Annotated in this window: 18 protein-coding genes; 10 read left to right on the plus strand and 8 right to left on the minus strand. The window is 66.9% G+C overall.

Annotated elements, in window-relative coordinates:
- Positions 1 to 116 precede the first annotated feature (116 nt).
- Together ABD301_RS33095 and ABD301_RS33100 are read right to left on the minus strand one after the other, a co-directional pair.
- The gene (locus tag ABD301_RS33095; protein WP_163572561.1) at positions 117 to 551 is read right to left on the minus strand and encodes a VOC family protein; all 435 of its coding nucleotides are present in this window, start codon (positions 549 to 551) and stop codon (positions 117 to 119) included.
- 64 nt (positions 552 to 615) lie between these two features.
- Complete coding sequence (locus ABD301_RS33100) at positions 616 to 1536, minus strand: isochorismatase family protein (protein ID WP_344314162.1); 921 nt, start codon at positions 1534 to 1536, stop codon at positions 616 to 618.
- Between the two features lie 127 nt (positions 1537 to 1663).
- Between ABD301_RS33100 and ABD301_RS33105 the strand changes: the two genes are divergently transcribed.
- The 5 genes from ABD301_RS33105 to ABD301_RS33125 all read left to right on the plus strand — a co-directional run bounded on the left by ABD301_RS33105 (position 1664) and on the right by ABD301_RS33125 (position 5449).
- The gene (locus ABD301_RS33105; protein ID WP_344314163.1) at positions 1664 to 2233 is read left to right on the plus strand and encodes a GrpB family protein; all 570 of its coding nucleotides are present in this window, start codon (positions 1664 to 1666) and stop codon (positions 2231 to 2233) included.
- Between the two features lie 57 nt (positions 2234 to 2290).
- A complete protein-coding gene (locus ABD301_RS33110) occupies positions 2291 to 2818 on the plus strand; it encodes a histidine kinase (RefSeq protein ID WP_344314164.1) in 528 nt (175 codons plus the stop codon).
- Positions 2819 to 2849: 31 nt separating this feature from the next.
- Entirely contained in the window at positions 2850 to 3638 is a 789-nt protein-coding gene (locus ABD301_RS33115) for a DUF4097 family beta strand repeat-containing protein (RefSeq protein ID WP_163572565.1), read from the plus strand.
- Positions 3639 to 3701: 63 nt separating this feature from the next.
- Positions 3702 to 4667 carry an ATP-binding cassette domain-containing protein gene (locus tag ABD301_RS33120; RefSeq protein WP_344314165.1) on the plus strand — a complete coding sequence of 322 codons (966 nt, stop codon included), beginning with the start codon at positions 3702 to 3704 and terminating at the stop codon, positions 4665 to 4667.
- Positions 4664 to 5449 (plus strand): ABC transporter permease, encoded by a 786-nt coding sequence (locus ABD301_RS33125; RefSeq protein ID WP_344314166.1) that lies wholly within the window; start codon positions 4664 to 4666, stop codon positions 5447 to 5449. Before ABD301_RS33120 ends, ABD301_RS33125 begins: the two co-directional genes overlap by 4 nt.
- A gap of 48 nt (positions 5450 to 5497) precedes the next feature.
- Here the strand turns inward: ABD301_RS33125 and ABD301_RS33130 are convergent, their stop codons facing one another.
- Together ABD301_RS33130 and ABD301_RS33135 are read right to left on the minus strand one after the other, a co-directional pair.
- The gene (locus ABD301_RS33130; RefSeq protein WP_279582522.1) at positions 5498 to 6124 is read right to left on the minus strand and encodes a helix-turn-helix transcriptional regulator; all 627 of its coding nucleotides are present in this window, start codon (positions 6122 to 6124) and stop codon (positions 5498 to 5500) included.
- A gap of 99 nt (positions 6125 to 6223) precedes the next feature.
- Positions 6224 to 6850: a TetR/AcrR family transcriptional regulator gene (locus ABD301_RS33135; RefSeq protein WP_163572559.1), complete on the minus strand. Its 627-nt coding sequence runs from the start codon at positions 6848 to 6850 to the stop codon at positions 6224 to 6226.
- An 88-nt stretch (positions 6851 to 6938) separates the two neighbouring features.
- Here ABD301_RS33135 and ABD301_RS33140 point away from each other — a divergent pair, with 88 nt between their 5' ends.
- The 3 genes from ABD301_RS33140 (at position 6939) to ABD301_RS33150 (ending at position 10137) form a co-directional block, all read left to right on the plus strand.
- Complete coding sequence (locus ABD301_RS33140; protein WP_163572558.1) at positions 6939 to 8144, plus strand: lipase family protein; 1206 nt, start codon at positions 6939 to 6941, stop codon at positions 8142 to 8144.
- An 82-nt stretch (positions 8145 to 8226) separates the two neighbouring features.
- Positions 8227 to 8724, plus strand: a complete 498-nt coding sequence (locus tag ABD301_RS33145) for a GNAT family N-acetyltransferase (RefSeq protein ID WP_344314167.1) — start codon at positions 8227 to 8229, stop codon at positions 8722 to 8724.
- 375 nt (positions 8725 to 9099) lie between these two features.
- Entirely contained in the window at positions 9100 to 10137 is a 1038-nt protein-coding gene (locus ABD301_RS33150) for a S1 family peptidase (RefSeq protein WP_344314168.1), read from the plus strand.
- A gap of 79 nt (positions 10138 to 10216) precedes the next feature.
- Here ABD301_RS33150 and ABD301_RS33155 read toward each other — a convergent pair whose 3' ends face one another.
- On the minus strand, positions 10217 to 11677 hold the full coding sequence (locus tag ABD301_RS33155; RefSeq protein WP_344314169.1) for a nitroreductase family protein: 1461 nt from the start codon (positions 11675 to 11677) through the stop codon (positions 10217 to 10219).
- A gap of 209 nt (positions 11678 to 11886) precedes the next feature.
- On the opposite strand from ABD301_RS33155, the gene ABD301_RS33160 reads away from it, so the two are divergent.
- Positions 11887 to 12441: a hypothetical protein gene (locus ABD301_RS33160; RefSeq protein ID WP_344314170.1), complete on the plus strand. Its 555-nt coding sequence runs from the start codon at positions 11887 to 11889 to the stop codon at positions 12439 to 12441.
- 57 nt (positions 12442 to 12498) lie between these two features.
- On the opposite strand, the gene ABD301_RS33165 is transcribed toward ABD301_RS33160, so the two are convergent.
- From ABD301_RS33165 to ABD301_RS33175, 3 genes are all read right to left on the minus strand, one after another.
- The gene (locus ABD301_RS33165) at positions 12499 to 13110 is read right to left on the minus strand and encodes a DUF4126 domain-containing protein (protein ID WP_163572552.1); all 612 of its coding nucleotides are present in this window, start codon (positions 13108 to 13110) and stop codon (positions 12499 to 12501) included.
- Positions 13111 to 13271: 161 nt separating this feature from the next.
- Positions 13272 to 14231, minus strand: a complete 960-nt coding sequence (locus tag ABD301_RS33170) for an alpha/beta fold hydrolase (RefSeq protein ID WP_344314171.1) — start codon at positions 14229 to 14231, stop codon at positions 13272 to 13274.
- A gap of 22 nt (positions 14232 to 14253) precedes the next feature.
- Positions 14254 to 14673: a PPOX class F420-dependent oxidoreductase gene (locus ABD301_RS33175; RefSeq protein ID WP_344314172.1), complete on the minus strand. Its 420-nt coding sequence runs from the start codon at positions 14671 to 14673 to the stop codon at positions 14254 to 14256.
- 201 nt (positions 14674 to 14874) lie between these two features.
- Between ABD301_RS33175 and ABD301_RS33180 the strand changes: the two genes are divergently transcribed.
- A complete protein-coding gene (locus ABD301_RS33180; protein ID WP_344314173.1) occupies positions 14875 to 16800 on the plus strand; it encodes a GTP-binding protein in 1926 nt (641 codons plus the stop codon).
- Positions 16801 to 16817: the final 17 nt, after the last annotated feature.

Here is a 16817-nt window from a genome sequence, read left to right on the forward strand (position 1 = left end):
AGCGGCGACCGCCGCTCATCGGCATTATTCAACACGGCTGTCCCAGATCGGCATAACTCCGGTAGACGTGGCGCTCGGTGAAACGATCCCAGTGGAGTCGACTTTTTTGGCGCCGATCAGTCGAGACAGAACTCGTTGCCCTCGATGTCCTGCATTCCGAGACACGACTCGTTGACCTCATCGGCGACCTGCAGTAGTCCACGGACAGCACCAAGTGGGATCAGTCGCGCGCACTCGGCCTCGAGCGCGGCCAGCCGTTCTTCGCCCACCAGCCCGGTGCCAACCCGGACGTCAAGATGCACCCGGTTCTTGACGACCTTGCCTTCGGGAACGCGCTGGAAGAACAGTCTCGGTCCTACGCCAGAGGGATCAACGCAGGCAAACGCTGAACCCTGCTCCTCAGCCGGCAGCGAGCGATCGAAATCGGCCCAACTAGCGAACCCGTCGGGTGGTGGTGGCACGACATACCCCAACGCCTCGCACCAAAAACGAGCGACCTGCTCTGGCTCCGCACAATCGAAAGTGACTTGAAACTGCTTGACCGATGGCATCTGTCCACCATAGAGGCGGGGGCTGGCTCGACATCGTCGACCACCAGGGCCCTGTCGGTGAGATCTAAACAGCAGCCCGATGGGCGATTTGGAAGGTGTTGCCGAACGGGTCGCGGACCATCGCGCGGCGGTCACCGTACGGGGTGTCCGAAGGCTCTTCCACGCTGACCGCGCCGGCATCGATCGCCCGGCGATAGGCGGCGTCCGCGTCGTCAACATAGACGTAGAGAAAAGCCGGGAAAAGCTCACGTTCGCCGGCCTCGGACACCATGACGAGAGAGTCGCCGATCTGGATTTCGGCCGGGCGTCCTGGCGCGATTTCGCCAGTGGCACCGAAAGTCGTCTTCAGAAAGTCGACGGCCGCGGTCACGTCGGTGACGAAAATTCGTGGCGTCACGGTGTGATATTTGAGCTGAACGGTGGTCGCAACTGGAGCGCCGAAGTCGGCATCGGCGGTGCTGACGGTGCCGGCGATTCGGCCGGGAGCGGTGTGATATTGCCAGTAAAGGTTCGTGTGGGCAATGACCTTGTCGGGCGTCGGCGCGCCGTACGACGACATGTCATCGGTCGTGTGCGCGTCCCCGACCAGGGTCGCGTCGTAGCCACGGACGAGAGCCCCGTGCAGGGTGGAGCGGACGCATTCGTCAGTCTGCGCACCCGCGACATAGACCCGGCCGATGCCTCCTGCGGCCAACACCGACTCCAGGTCGGTTTCCTCGAAGGCGTCGGCATAGTGCTTTTGCACGACCGGTTCGCCAGCACCCCACTTCAGCTCCGGCACAAACTGCCAGTTCTCAGTGTCCTTGACCAGATCGTCGTTGTTGTGCTGGATCCAGACGACGTCGATGCCTGCCACCCGGGCTTTGTCAACCAGCGTGGCGATGTTGGCGACGACGGTGTCCCGGTCGTACGCATCCGCGACGACTCCGTTCTGCACGTCGATGACCAGCAGCGCCGTCTTCGGTCGATTGGTGAGCGTGGTCATGCGGCCTCCCCGGTGCGTACGAATCATGGCTTCGCCGATGCTATGCCCGCGGTACGACACTGCGTCGCCCGAGCGGCACCGCGGTCGGTACGCTTCAAGGCTGCCTTCCGGAAGGACAAACCGCGAGATGCCCACCGATGACACTCCACTCGGCGCGATCGAGCCGCACAACGCACCCATCACACTCACCGAATATGACCCGCAGTGGCCGCTGCTTTACCAACGGGAGGCCGAAAGGATCCACTCCCTGCTCGGGCCAACGGCCGTACGGATCGAGCACGCTGGGTCCACTTCGGTGCCAGGCCTGGTCGCCAAGCCAATCATCGACATTGTGCTGGCCGTCCCGGACTCGGCCGACGAACCGGCGTATGTGCCGGCTTTGGTGGCCGCGGGCTATGTGTTGCGGATCCGCGAGCCGCAGTGGTTCGAACACCGGCTTCTCAAAGGCCCAGACACCAATATCAACCTTCACGTTTTCACCGTAGGGGCAGCCGAAATCGACCGGATGCTGCGTTTTCGCGATCGTCTGCGGAGCAATGACACCGAGCGGGAACGGTACGCGGCCCGCAAACGCGAACTGGCTCAGCAGACGTGGCAGCGCGTACAGGACTACGCCGACGCCAAGACCGAAGTCATCCGGACCATCGTCGACGAGCCTCGGCAAGCCGACGATGGAGATCAACTTCCCACACTATGACATCAAAGTGATGTCACGAGCTTGCAGTGACGTCACTTTGATGTCATAGTCGTCGGCATGGACTTGACGCCGTACGTCGACAGCCTCCGCCGCGAGCTCATCTTCGCAGCTGAAGCCGGTGGTGACGATGCCCGTGACCTGGCCGAGCGGCTGACCGCACCGCTGGAAGCCGCAGCTCGGCTCGTCCTGCTGGAGGCCATGTCGGCCGCCGCGGACGAGATCAGCGACGAGTTGGGTCCAGGATCGGTGCAAGTCCGGCTGCGTGGCCGGGATCCTGACTTCATGGTGACGTCACCGGTCGGCGACCGGCCGTTCGGTACGGTCGCCGACCACCCGCCGCTGCCCGCGGCGCCTCCGCCGCCTCCACCGGAGGCCGAGGACGGCGGCACCTCCCGGATCACGCTCCGGCTCCCCGAGCACCTGAAACCGCGGATCGAGGGAGCGGCCAACGAGGAAGCACTGTCGGTGAACGCCTGGCTCGTACGAGCTGTCGCCGCCGCCCTCGGACCGTACGACCGGCGGCATGTCACCCGCCGATCCGGAGCGACCGAGTCGAGACAGCGCTACACCGGCTGGCTGCGCTAATAACCGACAACCTCATCACGACGGGACAGCCATGCCGATTTTCCAGACCCCAGAACCCATTCTCGCCGTCATCGAGATCGTCGAAGGTGACGTACGGATCGCCGCCAGCGACCGGACCGATACCGTGGTCGAAGTGCGACCGCACGACGAGTCCAAGGAGGCCGACGTGCGGACCGCCACGCAGACCCGGGTCGAATACGCCGATGGCCGGCTTTTGGTGAAAACGCCCAACAGTCGAGGCCTTCTCTTCACGGCCAAAGGCGGTGCGGTCGACGTAACGCTGAGCCTGCCGACCGGTTCGACGCTGGAGGCGAAGACCGCGGCAGGTTTGCACAGCCAGGGCCGGCTTGGCGAGACGAAGCTGACCTCGGCCACCGGCGACATTTGGCTTGACCAGGTGGGAAAGCTGCGGTTGAACACGGCTGACGGCGAGATCCGGGTCCGTACGATCGACGGCTCCGGCTCGATCAACACGGCCGACGGCGACATCATCGTCGGCGACGTGACCGGCGATGTGCGGCTGCACACCGCCGACGGCAGCATCACGGTCGACAGCGCTCTGGCGGATGTGACCGCTCGTACGGCCAACGGCAGCATCCGGATCGGCGAGGTGGTCCGCGGCACGGTGACCGTGACGACCGCCGCCGGCGAGCTGGAAGTCGGCGTACGCGAAGGCACCGCCGTCTGGCTGGACGCGAACTCGTGGTCCGGCGACCTGATCAACTCCATGGACGAGGCCGACGGACCGCAGGAGTCCGACGAAACTGTCAAGGTCCGCGCTCGTACGTATTCCGGCGACATCATCATCCACCGCTCCTAATTTTCTTCCAGCACGACGGCCCGAGCTTTGTGCTGCCCAAAAACTCCCAGCAGATGAGGAATCATGACCATTTCCCCAGCCGAACCGACGATCGTGGCCACCGGGCTGCGCAAGTCGTACGGCGATCAGCTTGTCCTCGACGGCATCGACCTGTCCGTACCCAAGGGCACCATCTTTTCCCTGCTGGGTCCCAACGGTGCCGGCAAGACCACCGCCGTCAAAATCCTGTCGACGTTGATTCGCGCCGATGGTGGCAAAATCCTGGTGGCCGGCCATGACCCGGCCAGCGATCCGGACGCCGTACGGGCCGCGATCGGCGTCACCGGGCAGTTTTCCGCGGTCGACAATCTCCTGACAGGCGAGGAAAACCTGGTGCTGATGGGCGACCTGCACCACCTCGGCCGGCGGCGGTCCCGGCTGCGTGCCGGCCAGCTGCTCGACCAGTTTGGCTTGGTGAATGCTGGAAAGAAGGTGGCCGCGACCTATTCCGGCGGCATGCGACGACGTCTCGACCTCGCGATGGGCCTGGTCGGCCAGCCTCGGGTGGTTTTCCTGGATGAGCCGACCACCGGCCTGGACCCGCGGGCCCGCCGCGACATGTGGCAGGTCATCCGCGAGCTGGTGTCCCGCGGCATCACGATTTTCCTGACCACCCAGTATCTCGAAGAGGCCGACCAGTTGGCCGATCGAATCGCGGTGCTGGACCACGGAAAAGTCGTCGCCGAGGGCACCGCGGACGAGCTCAAGCGGCTGATACCCGGCGGCCACATCAGCCTGCGGTTCGCCGATCCGACCGCCTTCGACCTGGCCACCAACGCGTTGCGCGACAGTTCGCGGAACGACGAAACACTGACTCTGCAGGTCGCGAGCGACGGCAGCGTCCGGTCGCTGCGGGCTTTGCTCGGGCGGCTGGAATACGAGTCGATCGAGGTCGCCGACCTGACCATTCACACCCCGGACCTGGACGACGTTTTTCTCGCACTCACCGGAAACGCCTCACAAGAACACCAGAAGGAAGCCGTACGATGAGCACACTTTCCTACGCCGTCAGCGATTCCACCACAATGTTGCGGCGCAGCATTCGCCGCATCGTGCGCTATCCGTCGATGACCCTGCTGCTCGTCGGCATGCCGATCGTCTTTCTCCTGCTTTTCGTGTACGTCTTCGGTGGCACGCTCGGCGCGGGCCTCGGCGGCGCCCGCGCGGACTATCTCACGTACGTGGTGCCCGGCATCCTGCTGATGGCGATCGCCAGCGCCTGCCAGGGCACCGCGATCTCGGTGGCGATGGACATGACCGAGGGCATCGTCGCGAGGTTCCGTACGATGGCGATCTCCCGGGCTTCGGTGCTGACCGGACACGTCCTGGGCAACATCGCGCAGAGCGTGGTCAGCCTCGCCATCGTGCTGGGAGTGGCGATATTGCTGGGATTCCGGCCGGCCGCGAGCCCGCTGGGCTGGCTCGCGGCGACCGGCATGGCCGTCCTGGTGATCCTGGCGCTGACCTGGCTGTGCGTCGCGCTGGGCCTGGTGACCAAAAGCGTGGAGACCGCCAGCAACCTCCCGATGCCGCTGACTTTCCTGCCGTTCCTCGGAAGCGGCTTCGTGCCCACCACGTCCATGCCGGCCGGGTTGCGCTGGTTCGCGCAATACCAACCGTTCACCCCGATTATCGAGACCTTCAGGGGACTGTTGATGGGCACTGCGGTCGGCGGCACCGCGCTCATCGCGATCACCTGGTGCGCTGTCATCGGGCTGGCCGGATACCTGTGGGCGAAAAAGCTCTACAACCGCGATCCCTCGCCGCGCTGAAACACAAAACGTCACCTTCGCGGCGATCGCGAAGGTGACGTGTTTTTGCTAGATAAGACCGTGTTTGAGGGCGTACGCGACGGCGTGGGAGCGGTTGCGCAGGTGCAGTCGGCTGGTCACGTCGTGCAGCACGTTTTTGACCGTACGCTGCGAATACGACAGCTTCTGCGCGATTTCCTCGGTGTCGAACCCGTCCGCCACCAACCGCAGCACCTGCACCTCCCGCTCCGCCAGACCGGAGAAGGTCAACCCCCGCGGGCCGAGCACCTGCCGCTGCAGCTGACCGACCTGGTTAAGCAACCTCCCCAGCAAATCCGGCGGCACCGCCCCATCGCCGGCCGCGGCCGACTTCAACACCGTCACCAAATGCTCAGCGGTAGCCTCCGCGCGCCGTACCAGACCGGCGACACCGATCTCCACGACCGCCACCAGCTCCGACTCCTCGATCTGAGTCGCGATGATCACCAACCGGTTGATCCCCCGAGCCCGCAGGCCACGAAGAGCGCGAATCGCGGTCTCATCGATCCGGTCCGTCACCACCAACGCGACCTGCGCGGACTGCCACTCGTCGTTGCTGACGATCCGAACCTCGGGACGCGGAGCCAACTGCCCCTTGATCCCCGCGTAGGAAATCGGGTCACGAGCGTGAAGAAGAACTGGTAGACGTTCCATCATCTGAACCACCTGCCGGAAGACGTGTCAATCTGATGGGACAAGCATCTTCGGCGTCGTTAAGGTGCCCTTAAAGCGCCGGTAAGGGCAGGTGAACGGGCATCAGCCGAGCAGCCGGTCGAGCGCCGCGCGGTCCATCCGATGGGCCAGGATCATGCCCGCCAGCGTCTTCACCATCAGGTCGAAATCCTCGTCGTACGGCAGCGGGCTCGCCATCCGGTGCAGCGCGAAACCGTCCGCGATCGCCACGAACGCCTTGGCCGCCTGGGCCGGCTCGCGGACCCCGAGCCGCTCCAAATGGCCGGCGGCGACCTGTTCGAAGGCGCTCATCGACTCCTGCACCACCTCCCGCAGGGCCGGGTTCCGGGTGGCCTCCAGATAGACCTCGTACTGCGCGACGCTGACCCCGGACTGACCGCGAATGAGTGCTTCCACGACACGTTCACCCAGCTCACGGGCCGTTTTCGCGGCCTGGGCAATGCTCTCGATGAGGGCCGCGAGGGTGGCCGAGCGCTCCCGTACGTGAAAGCGCAGCGCCTGCTCGATCAGCTCCTGCGCAGTCTGGAAGTAGTAGCCGGCGGCGGCCGGCGGCAACCCGGCTCGCGCCGACACCGCGCGATGGGTCACCGCCCGCGTACCGCTCTGGGCGATCAGCTCGATGGCCGCGCGCAACAGCGCTTCCCGCCGTTCGCGGCTGCGCTCCTGATGAGCCCCTCGAGACGTGACCATTGACACACCCTAATTCGTGACCGATACTCCTGTATCACTTAAAAGTAATACAGATGTATTAGTCTATCCGCCCTCCCGAGGAGGCTCCATGACCACACCCCGGTGGCGCGCGCTGTCGATCGCGCTCGCCACGCTGCTGAGCTGCCTGCTGGTCGGCGCGAGCGGAACCGCCGCGCACGCCGCGCAGGCGGCGCCGGCCGCGGTCCTGCCGCCCGACCAAGACCCCTTCTACCAACCGCCGGCCGGCTTCGAGGCCAGCAGCCCGGGCACCATCCTGCGCGAGCGGCAAGTCGCCGCCAGCACGTACCTGATCCCGGTGCCCGCCCGGGTTTTCCAAGTCCTCGTACGCACAAACGACGCCAACGACCAGGCGATCGCGACCGTCAGCACGGTCGTCGTGCCGCTCACGCCGTATCCCGGCAAGCGCCCGCTGCTCTCGTTCCAGATCGCCATCGACAGCCTCGGTCGCGACTGCAACCCGTCGTACGAGCTGCGCCAGGGCACCGAGCTGGACTCGACCGGCATCTGGACCCCGCTGTCGTACGGCTGGGCCGCGGTGATCACCGACTTCGAGGGCCCGAAGATGACCTTCGCGGTCGGCCGGGTCGCCGGGCACGCCACCCTGGACGGCATTCGCGCCGCGCTGACGCTGCCCGAGGCCGGCCTGGACGTGACCACCCCGATCGCCGGCTGGGGGTATTCCGGCGGCGGGCAGGCCACCGCGTGGGCCGCCCAAATGCAACCCGGCTACGCACCCGAGCTGAACGTCAAAGGCTGGGTGGCTGGCGACTTTCCAGGAGATCTCAAGAAAACCCTGGTCGGCGTCGACGGCGGCCCGTTCTCCGGCTTCACCCTCGGCGCGGTCGTCGGGATGCAGCGACAATATCCGGAGCTGACATCTTTGTTCAACGACAAGGGAAAACAGCTTGAGTCGAAAATCGGCAAACAATGCCTGGTGCAACTGGTGTCCACCAACACCTTCCAGAAAGTCAGTGACTACACCACTGCCGACGTGGTGACTGACCCGCGTACGCAACGAATGTTCGCCGACAACAGCACCGGAGCCACCGCGCCGAGCGCGCCGGTGCTTTTCCAGCAGTCGCCGCTGGACGAGATCATCCGGCCGGACTTCAACATCGACACGTACCATTCCTGGTGCGCCAAGGGTTCCACCGTGCAATACCAGGACTATCCGGTGCCCGAACACGTGCTGAACCTGTTCGCCACCATCCCGAACTCACTGGTCTGGCTGACCAGCCGCTTCGCCGGCCTACCGGCCAGCAGCACCTGCTAGCACAGTCGTGGGAGCGGGCCTGCGTCCGCTCCCACGACTGCTACTTTCGTTACGACGCCTGATCGTTTCGAAAGGACAACACGTGCAGCTCAGCGACGAACCGCTCGAAGGATCGTTGGTACGACTCGTGCTGGTCAGCCCGGACGAGGTGAAGATCCTGGCGGCCGGCGAGCGGCTGGAGTGGTTCGCGGAAGGTTATCCGCGCGAGGACGACCAGGACGCGATGACTCTGGTGAGCCGTACGCTCGAGGCCGACCGGCGGTGGTCCGTGCGGCACATCATCCGCCGCAGCGACGGTCTCGCGGTCGGAACGATCGGGTTTTTCGGGCCGCCTGAGGACAACGGCGAGGCCGAGATCGGCTACGGGCTGGTCCCGTCGGCCCGCCGCCTGGGCCTGATCACCGACGCGATCGCGATCGCGGTGACCGCCGCCGAGGCCGCCGGTGCCCGGGTCGTGGCCCACACCGCCGCCGACAACCTGGCCAGCCAGGGCGCCCTGCTCAAGAGCGGTTTCGTCCGCGAGGAGGGCACGAACGAGGACGGCGAGTGGCGCTATGCCCGCCCGCTCGTACGCGCATAGTGCCGGTCGAAGCGGTCCGCACTCCAGCCGAATTCCACTGTCGGCCGCGGCTCTGCTTCGATTTCGCGCCATCGTTTCGGTGGATTTTCGAGCCTGTGCCGGGCCGCCGGCCGGCCGCCTCGGTGGATCGTGAGCCACCGCTCGCACAGGAAATTTTCCAGCGCCAGGTGGGGAAACAGCGGCGCATTTTCTCCTTGTGGAGATAACAAAAAACGTAGTAGTGGACATTTCGGTTATCCGACAAATCAACTCTTGTGTCGATGGTCAGGTTTAGTTGATACTTCCACCGACTCGGCATTTGGTGCGTACGAAGGTGTCTGCGCCTTTCGCGAAACATGTCCGTCGCCGCGTCTCCACTCCCATCAGGAGGCTCACGTGAGACTCACAAGGTCCTCGCTCCGCCACGCCGCCGTCGCCACGGCGGCCCTTGGCCTGATCGGCACCGCGCTGATGGCCGCCCCCGCGCAGGCCGCCACCAGCAGCACCATGTCGCCGGCCAGCGCCCAGGCACTGGCCAGCCAGCTCGGCGCCCGGTCCGCCGGCAACTATGTCGACAGCGCTGGAAAATCCGTCGTCACGGTGACCGACAACGCGGCCGCCCAGCAGGTCGCGGCGGCCGGCGCGGTGCCGAAAATGGTCACCTACGGCGCCGCCCAACTCGCCGGCGTGACCGCCGCGCTGGGCCGCTCGGCGACCGTTCCGGGCACCGCCTGGGCCACCGACCCGGCCACCGACCAGGTCGTGGTGAGCGTCGACCAGAGCGTCACCGGCGCGAAGCTCGCCCAGGTCACCGCGGCGACCCGGCAGCTCGGCGACGCCGTCCGGGTGGAGAAGGTGGCCGGCGTGTTCAGCCCGCGTCTGAGCGGCGGCGACGCGATCTGGGGCGGCCAGTATCGCTGTTCGCTCGGCTTCAACGTCCGCAACGGCAGCACGTACTACTTCCTGACCGCCGGTCACTGCGGCAACGTGGCCTCTACCTGGTACGCCGACTCCGGCCACACCCAGCTGGTCGGCAGCAACCAGAACAGCCAGTTCCCGGGCAACGACTTCGCGCTGGTCAAGTACGCCGCCAGCTACACCAACCACCCCGGCACGGTGGGCAGCGTGGACATCACCGGCGCAGCCAACCCGACCACCGGCACAGCGGTGACCCGGCGCGGCAGCACGTCGGGCATTCACAGCGGCACGGTGACCGGCCTCAACGCCACGGTCAACTACTCCGAGGGCACGGTGACCGGCATGATCAAGACCAACGTGTGCGCCGAGCCCGGTGACAGCGGCGGCCCGCTCTACGGTGGCCACACCGCCTACGGCCTGACCTCCGGCGGCAGCGGCAACTGCAGCTCCGGCGGCACCACGTTCTTCCAGCCGGTCGTCGAAGCGCTCAACACGTACGGCGTCTCGGTTTACTAGGTTTACCCTGAAAAACCCTTCCCCTGAAAACGCCACCCTCGGCCTGCCAAGGGTGGCGTTTTCTCGTCCCTGGGCCGTTTTAGTCTCTGGGCCGGCGGAGGCGGGAGAGTTTGCGCGGTTGACCGGGCGGACCGCCGGCGGTGCCGGGATAGTCGGCCGTGCCGATCACGGTCGCGAGCATGATCGCATCCGAGATGCCGACCACCTGTTCGGTGACGTCGTCAATGAAACTCATGCCGGAGCCGCCGCGGCCAAGCGCGAAAGCGGCCAGTTGCAGCCGGCCGGAGACGATGCCGGCCTCCAGCTGCGCGCTCCGGTAGCCGCGCTCGCCAGCCAACATGCCGAGGTCAGCCGAATGCACCGCGGTGTAGCCGCTGTCGCCGCCGAGCGTCTGCCGCTCGCAGAAATACGTGGCCTCGTCCCGAAGATCGCCCAGCCGCTCGGCGATCAGCTCACCGTCGGACCAAAGATAGAGGCCAGGTCTTACGCCTTGCACCGCGTGCGCGAAAATCCGGTGCCGCAGGATCGAAGGGCCAGCATCCCAGGGCAGCGGCCGGGTGGCCGCCGCGAACGCCCAGCGCAGGCAGTCCGCCGGCAGCACGGCGGCCGGTGCGAACGTACGGGTGGACCCGCGGCGCAGGATCAGCGCCTCCAAGACGTCGGTGTCGCCCGGATCCTCGACCGGCGGGCCGGCCGGCACCGGACCGGCGCCCCAACTGTCCACATCGGACGCTCGCTGGGTGCTGGTCACCAACCCGAACTCGAGCACGTTCGTACCCACCAGGCCGGCCGCCGCGGTGCCCTCGGCCTTCGCGACCGGCTCGCCCGTGCCGAGCGCGACAACCGCGAGCGGGAACTCGTCGCGGCCGTCGGCGCCCACCAGCGCGCCGACTTCGTGGTCCGGGAAGGTCATCCGCAACCCGGCCGGGATGCCGGCGGACTCGGCCAACGCCAGCAGCTGGGCCAGCAGCGAGCCGCAGTCCCACCACAGGTGCCGGTAGCCGCGCTCCGCGTAGCGCCATCCCGTACGCCACGGAATGCCAGTGATGACAACATAACTCGGGCCTGCTGACGGCGCGGCACCGACGCGTACCAACCGGTGCTCGATCGGGTCGTGATGCCAGACGCCGTCGGGCAGCCCGTCGATCCCGTTGGCCACCACGTAAAGCTCCAGCGGATGGGTGGCACCAGCCGAGCCGGCGGCCCGCAGATAGCGCCTGCCACGGGCGTCCTCGAGGTCGACATAACGCACCACGCCCGCCGAGTAGAACAGCAGCCGGGTCAACGCCGGCAGGTCCAGCCGGCCAGCTCCGTTGCGCTGTCCGGAAAGGGCCGCCGAGGCCGACACCCCAGGCGACGGCAGCTCGGTCGGCAGGCCCACCACCGGCAGATCAGGGTCGTACGTTTTCACCTGCCCGGGCCAAAGATCGACCAGGTTCGGCACGTACTCAGTGCGCAGTCGTGGGTCGTCCTGCGGCTGGTCCCAGGGACGGTCCGGTGAATAGTCGGTCAACCGGTGAAAAGTGGCTGCTGCGGACATCGGTTCCCATCGTTTTCGCTGCTGTGGAGACCATAATCGTTCAGGCGATCGGGGGCCAGCGGCAAAGACCCCCAGCGAGGCGCTCGTCGCGTCGGACTGGGCGAGCACCCCTGGTACTTCTGCCCCGAGAGCCACGTTGACGATCTGTCGACACGCCGAGAGAGGGCGGTATCCAGCCGGTACGGGTGCGGATTGGGCATCCTGGTGCTATGCAACCCGTGTCGTCGGGTGACGGCGCCCCGGAGACCGACCTGCCGGTGGAGCGCCGATACCAGGTGCCCGCTCGCTGGCCGGCCGGTCGGGTGCCCAGCGGGGACACCGAGTTCCGCGCCGCGGTGAATTGGATGCGGCACGAGAACCTGGTGCTGCGCCAGCTCGCGGTCCGCGACCTGGTGGGCCTGCTGCGGCCGTTTTTCGAGAGCGGCTACCGCATCCGGGACATCGCGGAGGCACTGGAGACCAGCCCGACCGGCGACGGGTACGACGACGGGCCGCCGCTGCTGCGATGGGGATCCGTACGCATCCTGCAGTGGGTCAAGACCCGGCTGGAACGCTGGCTGGATCCGGCCAGCTCGCGGCCGCTGCGGCCGCCGTCCGCGGACGTCGCGCAGGAGGCGGCGCAGGCCAAGGCGGCCCACCGCCAGCAGGAGCGGACGTACGAGCAGTTGCGCGCCGCCGCCGTACCGATCGCCTCCTCACCGGCCGCCCAGGAGGCACTCCGGATCGCCCGGCAAGCCAGCCACCGCCGCCGTACGCCCCGCTGACGGTTTTGTCCACAACGTCCCGTTGCGAGCAGCGGGGCGTTGCGGACATAAGAGCAGTCAGGGGGTGGCGAGGGTGGGTTGGGAGCGGCGGGCCTTGCGGCGGCGATAGCGGCGAAAGGCCCACAGGAACAGCACGGTCATGCCGGCGAAGAAGATCAGCACCAACAGCGGTACGAAGATCGCCGCGAGGATCAGCACCACCGAGACGATGTCCTCGAAGAAGCTGACGAAAGGCGCGCCGAGCCCGACCGTACTGGCGTTGACCACCGCACGGGTGGTCGCTTTGCCGCCGTGGAAGAAGAGGGCGATGACGACGCCGACCACGATCGGCACCCAGTTCCAGTTCTGCAGGAAGGTGACCGGGTCGGCGAAGGTGGCGGTCTCACCGCTCGCGGCCGCGCCGAAGGTCAGGCCACCGGCGCTCGGGCGGATGACCGTCTGCACGATGTCGTTGAGGTGGTCGACGGCCGGCACCTTGTCCGCGACGAACTCCACGACCACCAGCACCCCGAGGACGCCGAGCACCCACGGATTCTGCAGCCACATCCAGCCCGTCGGCACCGCGACGAAACTGGTGAACTTGCTGGCCAGGCCCACGGCGAGCAGCGGCAGATACGCGTTCAGGCCGGCCGAGGCGGACAGCCCCATCCCGGTCAGCACCTCGATCATCCCCGACCGCCTTCCTCCGGTACGGGGTTAGCTTGCCATGACCACGCCAGCACGCACGGCGAAGCCGGTCAGCGCCGGCCCGGCCGGTCGGCCGCCGAGGGAGGGGCGACCGGCCGACCGGGTACGTACGAAACCTAGGCGCCCGCGCTGACATTGCGATGTCAGGAGGTGGCGCCGGCGAAGTCAACCAGTGCCGCGTTGATCTCCTCGGGACGTTCCTGCTGCACCCAGTGGCCGGCGCCGGGCAGCAGCCGGAAACCGCGCAGGTCCGAGATGACCGACCGCATGGACGCCTCCAACCGGACCGGGTCGAACCATGAGATGACCGGGTCGCGGTCGCCGGCCAGCATCAGCGCCGGCGGGGTGATCTTTGCGGTCTCCCAGGCCGCGGTCAGCGCCCAGTTCCGGTCGATGTTGCGGTACCAGTTCAGCGGGCCAGTGAGGCTGGTGCCCGCATATTCCCGCACGTACGCGCCGATGTCCTGCTCGGTCAGCCACGACGGCAGTTTCTCCGGCGCTGGCCAGATGTCCGCGAAACCGCCGCCCTCCGGTACGACCAGTGGCCGGATGTGCGGGCTGTCGCCGGAAAGCCCGACCAGCGACCGGCGAAAGGCGCGGTCCAGGTCGGCTTCGAATCCGGCCTCCGCGACGCCCGGCTGCTGGAAATACAGCTGGTAGAAGTTGTCGCCGAACCGGGACCGCAGCCCGGTCAGCGTCGGCGTCGGGGAACGTTTGCTGTACGGCACGCTCAAAGCGGCCACCCCTCGTACGACATCGGGGCGCAGCAACGCCGTGTGCCAGGCCACCGGCGCACCCCAGTCATGCCCCACCACGGTCGCGGTCGACTCGCCGAGCGCCTCGATCAACGCCACCGCGTCCCCCACCAGGTGCAGGATCGTGTAGTCCTCAACGGCAGCCGGCCCGCCGGTCCCCGGATAGCCCCGCTGGTTGGGCGCCACCGCGTGGAATCCGGCCTCCGCCAACGCGACCAACTGGTGCCGCCACGAATACCAGCTCTCCGGAAAACCGTGCAGCAGCAGCACGAGCGGTCCTTCACCGGCCTCCGCGATCCGCAGCTGAAGCCCATTCGCCGGTACGGTTCGGTGCCTGATCTCAGTCATACCCGCGATTCTGCCTCGCCGGTCAGGAGTGCGCCTTGACCGCGGCCGTAGGCACCTCCGGGTCGATTTGCCAGCTGATCACCCGGCGCGGATGCACCCGGATGACCTCGCGACTGAAGAAGTCCGGCGCGAGCGGCGGATCCGCGTCGGTCAGCAGCTCAGCCTCGCCGCGGATCTCCACTCCCCGCCCCCAGCCCGGCGCGAGCGCGCCAGGCTCGTCCGGCGTCATGTCGTCGACCAGGAACGACACCAGCGGCCGGGCCGCCGCGTTCCGATATTTCTGACTGGCCGCGTTGGCCGGTCCGCCGATGTCGATGGTGTCGTCGTCATTCAGCTTGAATCCGACCGGCCGGACCTGCGCACCGCCGTCCGGCCCCACGGTGGCCAACCGGCCGAGGCTCTGGCCACGAAGATAGTTCCGCTCAGCTTCGGTTAGACCCACGGATCGTCCTCTCATCGGTGAAGCTTCAGCCTAGAACCTCAAGAATGCTTGATGTCAATCGCGAAATAATCGGCTGACTCGCGACCGCCGGCTCGCTAGCATGCGCGGTGAGGAGTTCATCGACCCAGGGAGTCGGGATGCGCCAGTCGTCGCAGGTCATCAAGACAGACGACTGTTCGGCAACCTCCCTGGGGATCTCTCTTGGCAAAAACGCTCAACATCGGCATCGTCGCGCATGTTGACGCCGGCAAGACCAGCCTGACCGAGCGGCTGCTCTACGCCACCGGCGTCATCGACCGGATCGGCAGCGTCGACCGCGGCACCACCCAGACCGACACACTTGAGCTGGAACGCCGGCGCGGCATCACCATCCAGTCCGCGGTGGCGTCCTTCATGCTCGGCGACCTGGCCGTCAACCTCATCGACACTCCCGGGCACAGCGATTTCATCGCCGAAGTGGAGCGGGCCGTACGAGTGTTGGACGGCGCGGTGCTGGTCGTGTCCGCGGTCGAAGGCGTGCAGCCGCAGACGCGGGTGCTCATGCGTACGCTCGCCGCGTTGCGGATCCCAACGCTGATCTTCGCCAACAAGATCGACCGCGTCGGCGCCACATACGACGATCTTCTGAGCTCTGTCAAACAAAAACTCGTGGCCGGCACGGTTCCCATGAACACCGTCACAGACCTGGGCACGCGATCGGCTCGGACGACCGCGACCACCACCGACGGGTGGATCGAGACGCTCGCCGAGCACAGCGACGAGCTGCTGGAGTCCTATGTGGAGGGACGAGTGGTCAGCGAACAGCGGTGCCGGCGCGAACTCGCCCGGCAGACCGCGCGAACGCTGGCCCACCCGGTTTTCTTTGGTTCGGCGGTGACCGGCGAAGGCGTGGCCGACCTACTCACCGGCATCCGGGACTTGTTGCCGGCCGCCCAAGGCGCCAGTGACGGGCCACTGGCCGGCCGGGTGTTCAAGATCGAGCGCGGTCCGGCGGGCGAGAAGCTCGCGTACGTACGACTCTTCTCCGGCTCTGTCGCGGCCCGCCAGCAGGTCACCTTCCATCGGCAGGATCTCGGTGCCGGACAAGGAAAAGTGACCTCGGTGCAGGTCTTTCGGCCCGGCGGGGCGGTGGTGGCCGACCAGGCCGTCGCCGGCCAGATCGCGAAACTCGGCGGACTGCCCGAGCTGCGGATTGGCGACCAGCTGGGGACCCCGGACGAAGCGGCCGAGCGCGCGTACTTCTCGCCGCCCAGTCTGGAAACCGTGGTGCGCACCGCGGATCCAGCGCAGCGGCCGCGACTTTTCGCCGCGTTGCAGGCATTGGTGGAACGCGACCCGCTGATCGCGGTCCGCCAGGACGCCGAGAGCGGCACCCTGTCGGTCCGGCTTTACGGCGAGGTGCAGAAAGAGGTGATCGCCGCCCAACTGGAATCGGAGTTCGGCGTGCGGGCTTTCTTCGCGGACACCCAGACCATCCACATCGAACGGCCGGTGGGCATCGGCGAAGCCGTGCACCAGATCTCCCGGCGCGGGCCGAACTTCTTCTGGGCCACCATTGGGTTGCGGATCGCGCCGGCCTCGGCGGGCAGCGGAGTAACGTACCGCATCGAGGTCGAGCTTGGCTCCTTGCCGGCCGCTTTTCACCACGCCGTCGAGGAAACCGTCCGACAGGAGCTGCGTCATGGGCTCTACGGCTGGGAAGTCACCGACTGCACGGTGACCATGACACACAGCGGATTCGCCAGCCCGCTCAGCACCGCCGCGGACTTTCGTGGCCTCGGCACCCAGGTCATCCGGGATGCCTTGAAGGACGCCAAAACTCGGGTTTTCGAGCCGTACCATCACTTCGACCTCGAAGTCCCGGCGGACGCGATGGCCGCCGTGCTGCCCAAAATCGCCGAGGCCGGCGGCATCGTGCGGGAGACGGTCGTACGCGCCGGCATCGGGCACCTGAACGGCCTGCTGCCGGCCGCCAACCTGCACGCCATCGAACAACAGCTGCCAGGACTGACCCAGGGCGAGGCCGTACTCCGCGCCGCGTTCACCGAGTTTGCGCTGGTTAGTGGCCCTTTCCCGAAGCGCCAACAGGCGCTGGTCGCTGGCGTTGGCGGGGAACCTCTACGGTGAGCATCATCGACGTTAAG

This window comes from Fodinicola feengrottensis, from assembly GCF_039530045.1.
GTDB lineage: Bacteria > Actinomycetota > Actinomycetes > Mycobacteriales > HKI-0501 > Fodinicola > Fodinicola feengrottensis.

Bases quoted from the DNA above. Each gene is read 5' to 3' on its own strand.
- ABD301_RS33095 (WP_163572561.1), bottom strand. From the start codon at position 551: ATGCCATCGGTCAAGCAGTTTCAAGTCACTTTCGATTGTGCGGAGCCA.
- ABD301_RS33100 (WP_344314162.1), bottom strand. From the start codon at position 1,536: ATGACCACGCTCACCAATCGACCGAAGACGGCGCTGCTGGTCATCGAC.
- ABD301_RS33105 (WP_344314163.1), top strand. From the start codon at position 1,664: ATGCCCACCGATGACACTCCACTCGGCGCGATCGAGCCGCACAACGCA.
- ABD301_RS33110 (WP_344314164.1), top strand. From the start codon at position 2,291: ATGGACTTGACGCCGTACGTCGACAGCCTCCGCCGCGAGCTCATCTTC.
- ABD301_RS33115 (WP_163572565.1), top strand. From the start codon at position 2,850: ATGCCGATTTTCCAGACCCCAGAACCCATTCTCGCCGTCATCGAGATC.
- ABD301_RS33120 (WP_344314165.1), top strand. From the start codon at position 3,702: ATGACCATTTCCCCAGCCGAACCGACGATCGTGGCCACCGGGCTGCGC.
- ABD301_RS33125 (WP_344314166.1), top strand. From the start codon at position 4,664: ATGAGCACACTTTCCTACGCCGTCAGCGATTCCACCACAATGTTGCGG.
- ABD301_RS33130 (WP_279582522.1), bottom strand. From the start codon at position 6,124: ATGATGGAACGTCTACCAGTTCTTCTTCACGCTCGTGACCCGATTTCC.
- ABD301_RS33135 (WP_163572559.1), bottom strand. From the start codon at position 6,850: ATGGTCACGTCTCGAGGGGCTCATCAGGAGCGCAGCCGCGAACGGCGG.
- ABD301_RS33140 (WP_163572558.1), top strand. From the start codon at position 6,939: ATGACCACACCCCGGTGGCGCGCGCTGTCGATCGCGCTCGCCACGCTG.
- ABD301_RS33155 (WP_344314169.1), bottom strand. From the start codon at position 11,677: ATGTCCGCAGCAGCCACTTTTCACCGGTTGACCGACTATTCACCGGAC.
- ABD301_RS33160 (WP_344314170.1), top strand. From the start codon at position 11,887: ATGCAACCCGTGTCGTCGGGTGACGGCGCCCCGGAGACCGACCTGCCG.
- ABD301_RS33165 (WP_163572552.1), bottom strand. From the start codon at position 13,110: ATGATCGAGGTGCTGACCGGGATGGGGCTGTCCGCCTCGGCCGGCCTG.
- ABD301_RS33170 (WP_344314171.1), bottom strand. From the start codon at position 14,231: ATGACTGAGATCAGGCACCGAACCGTACCGGCGAATGGGCTTCAGCTG.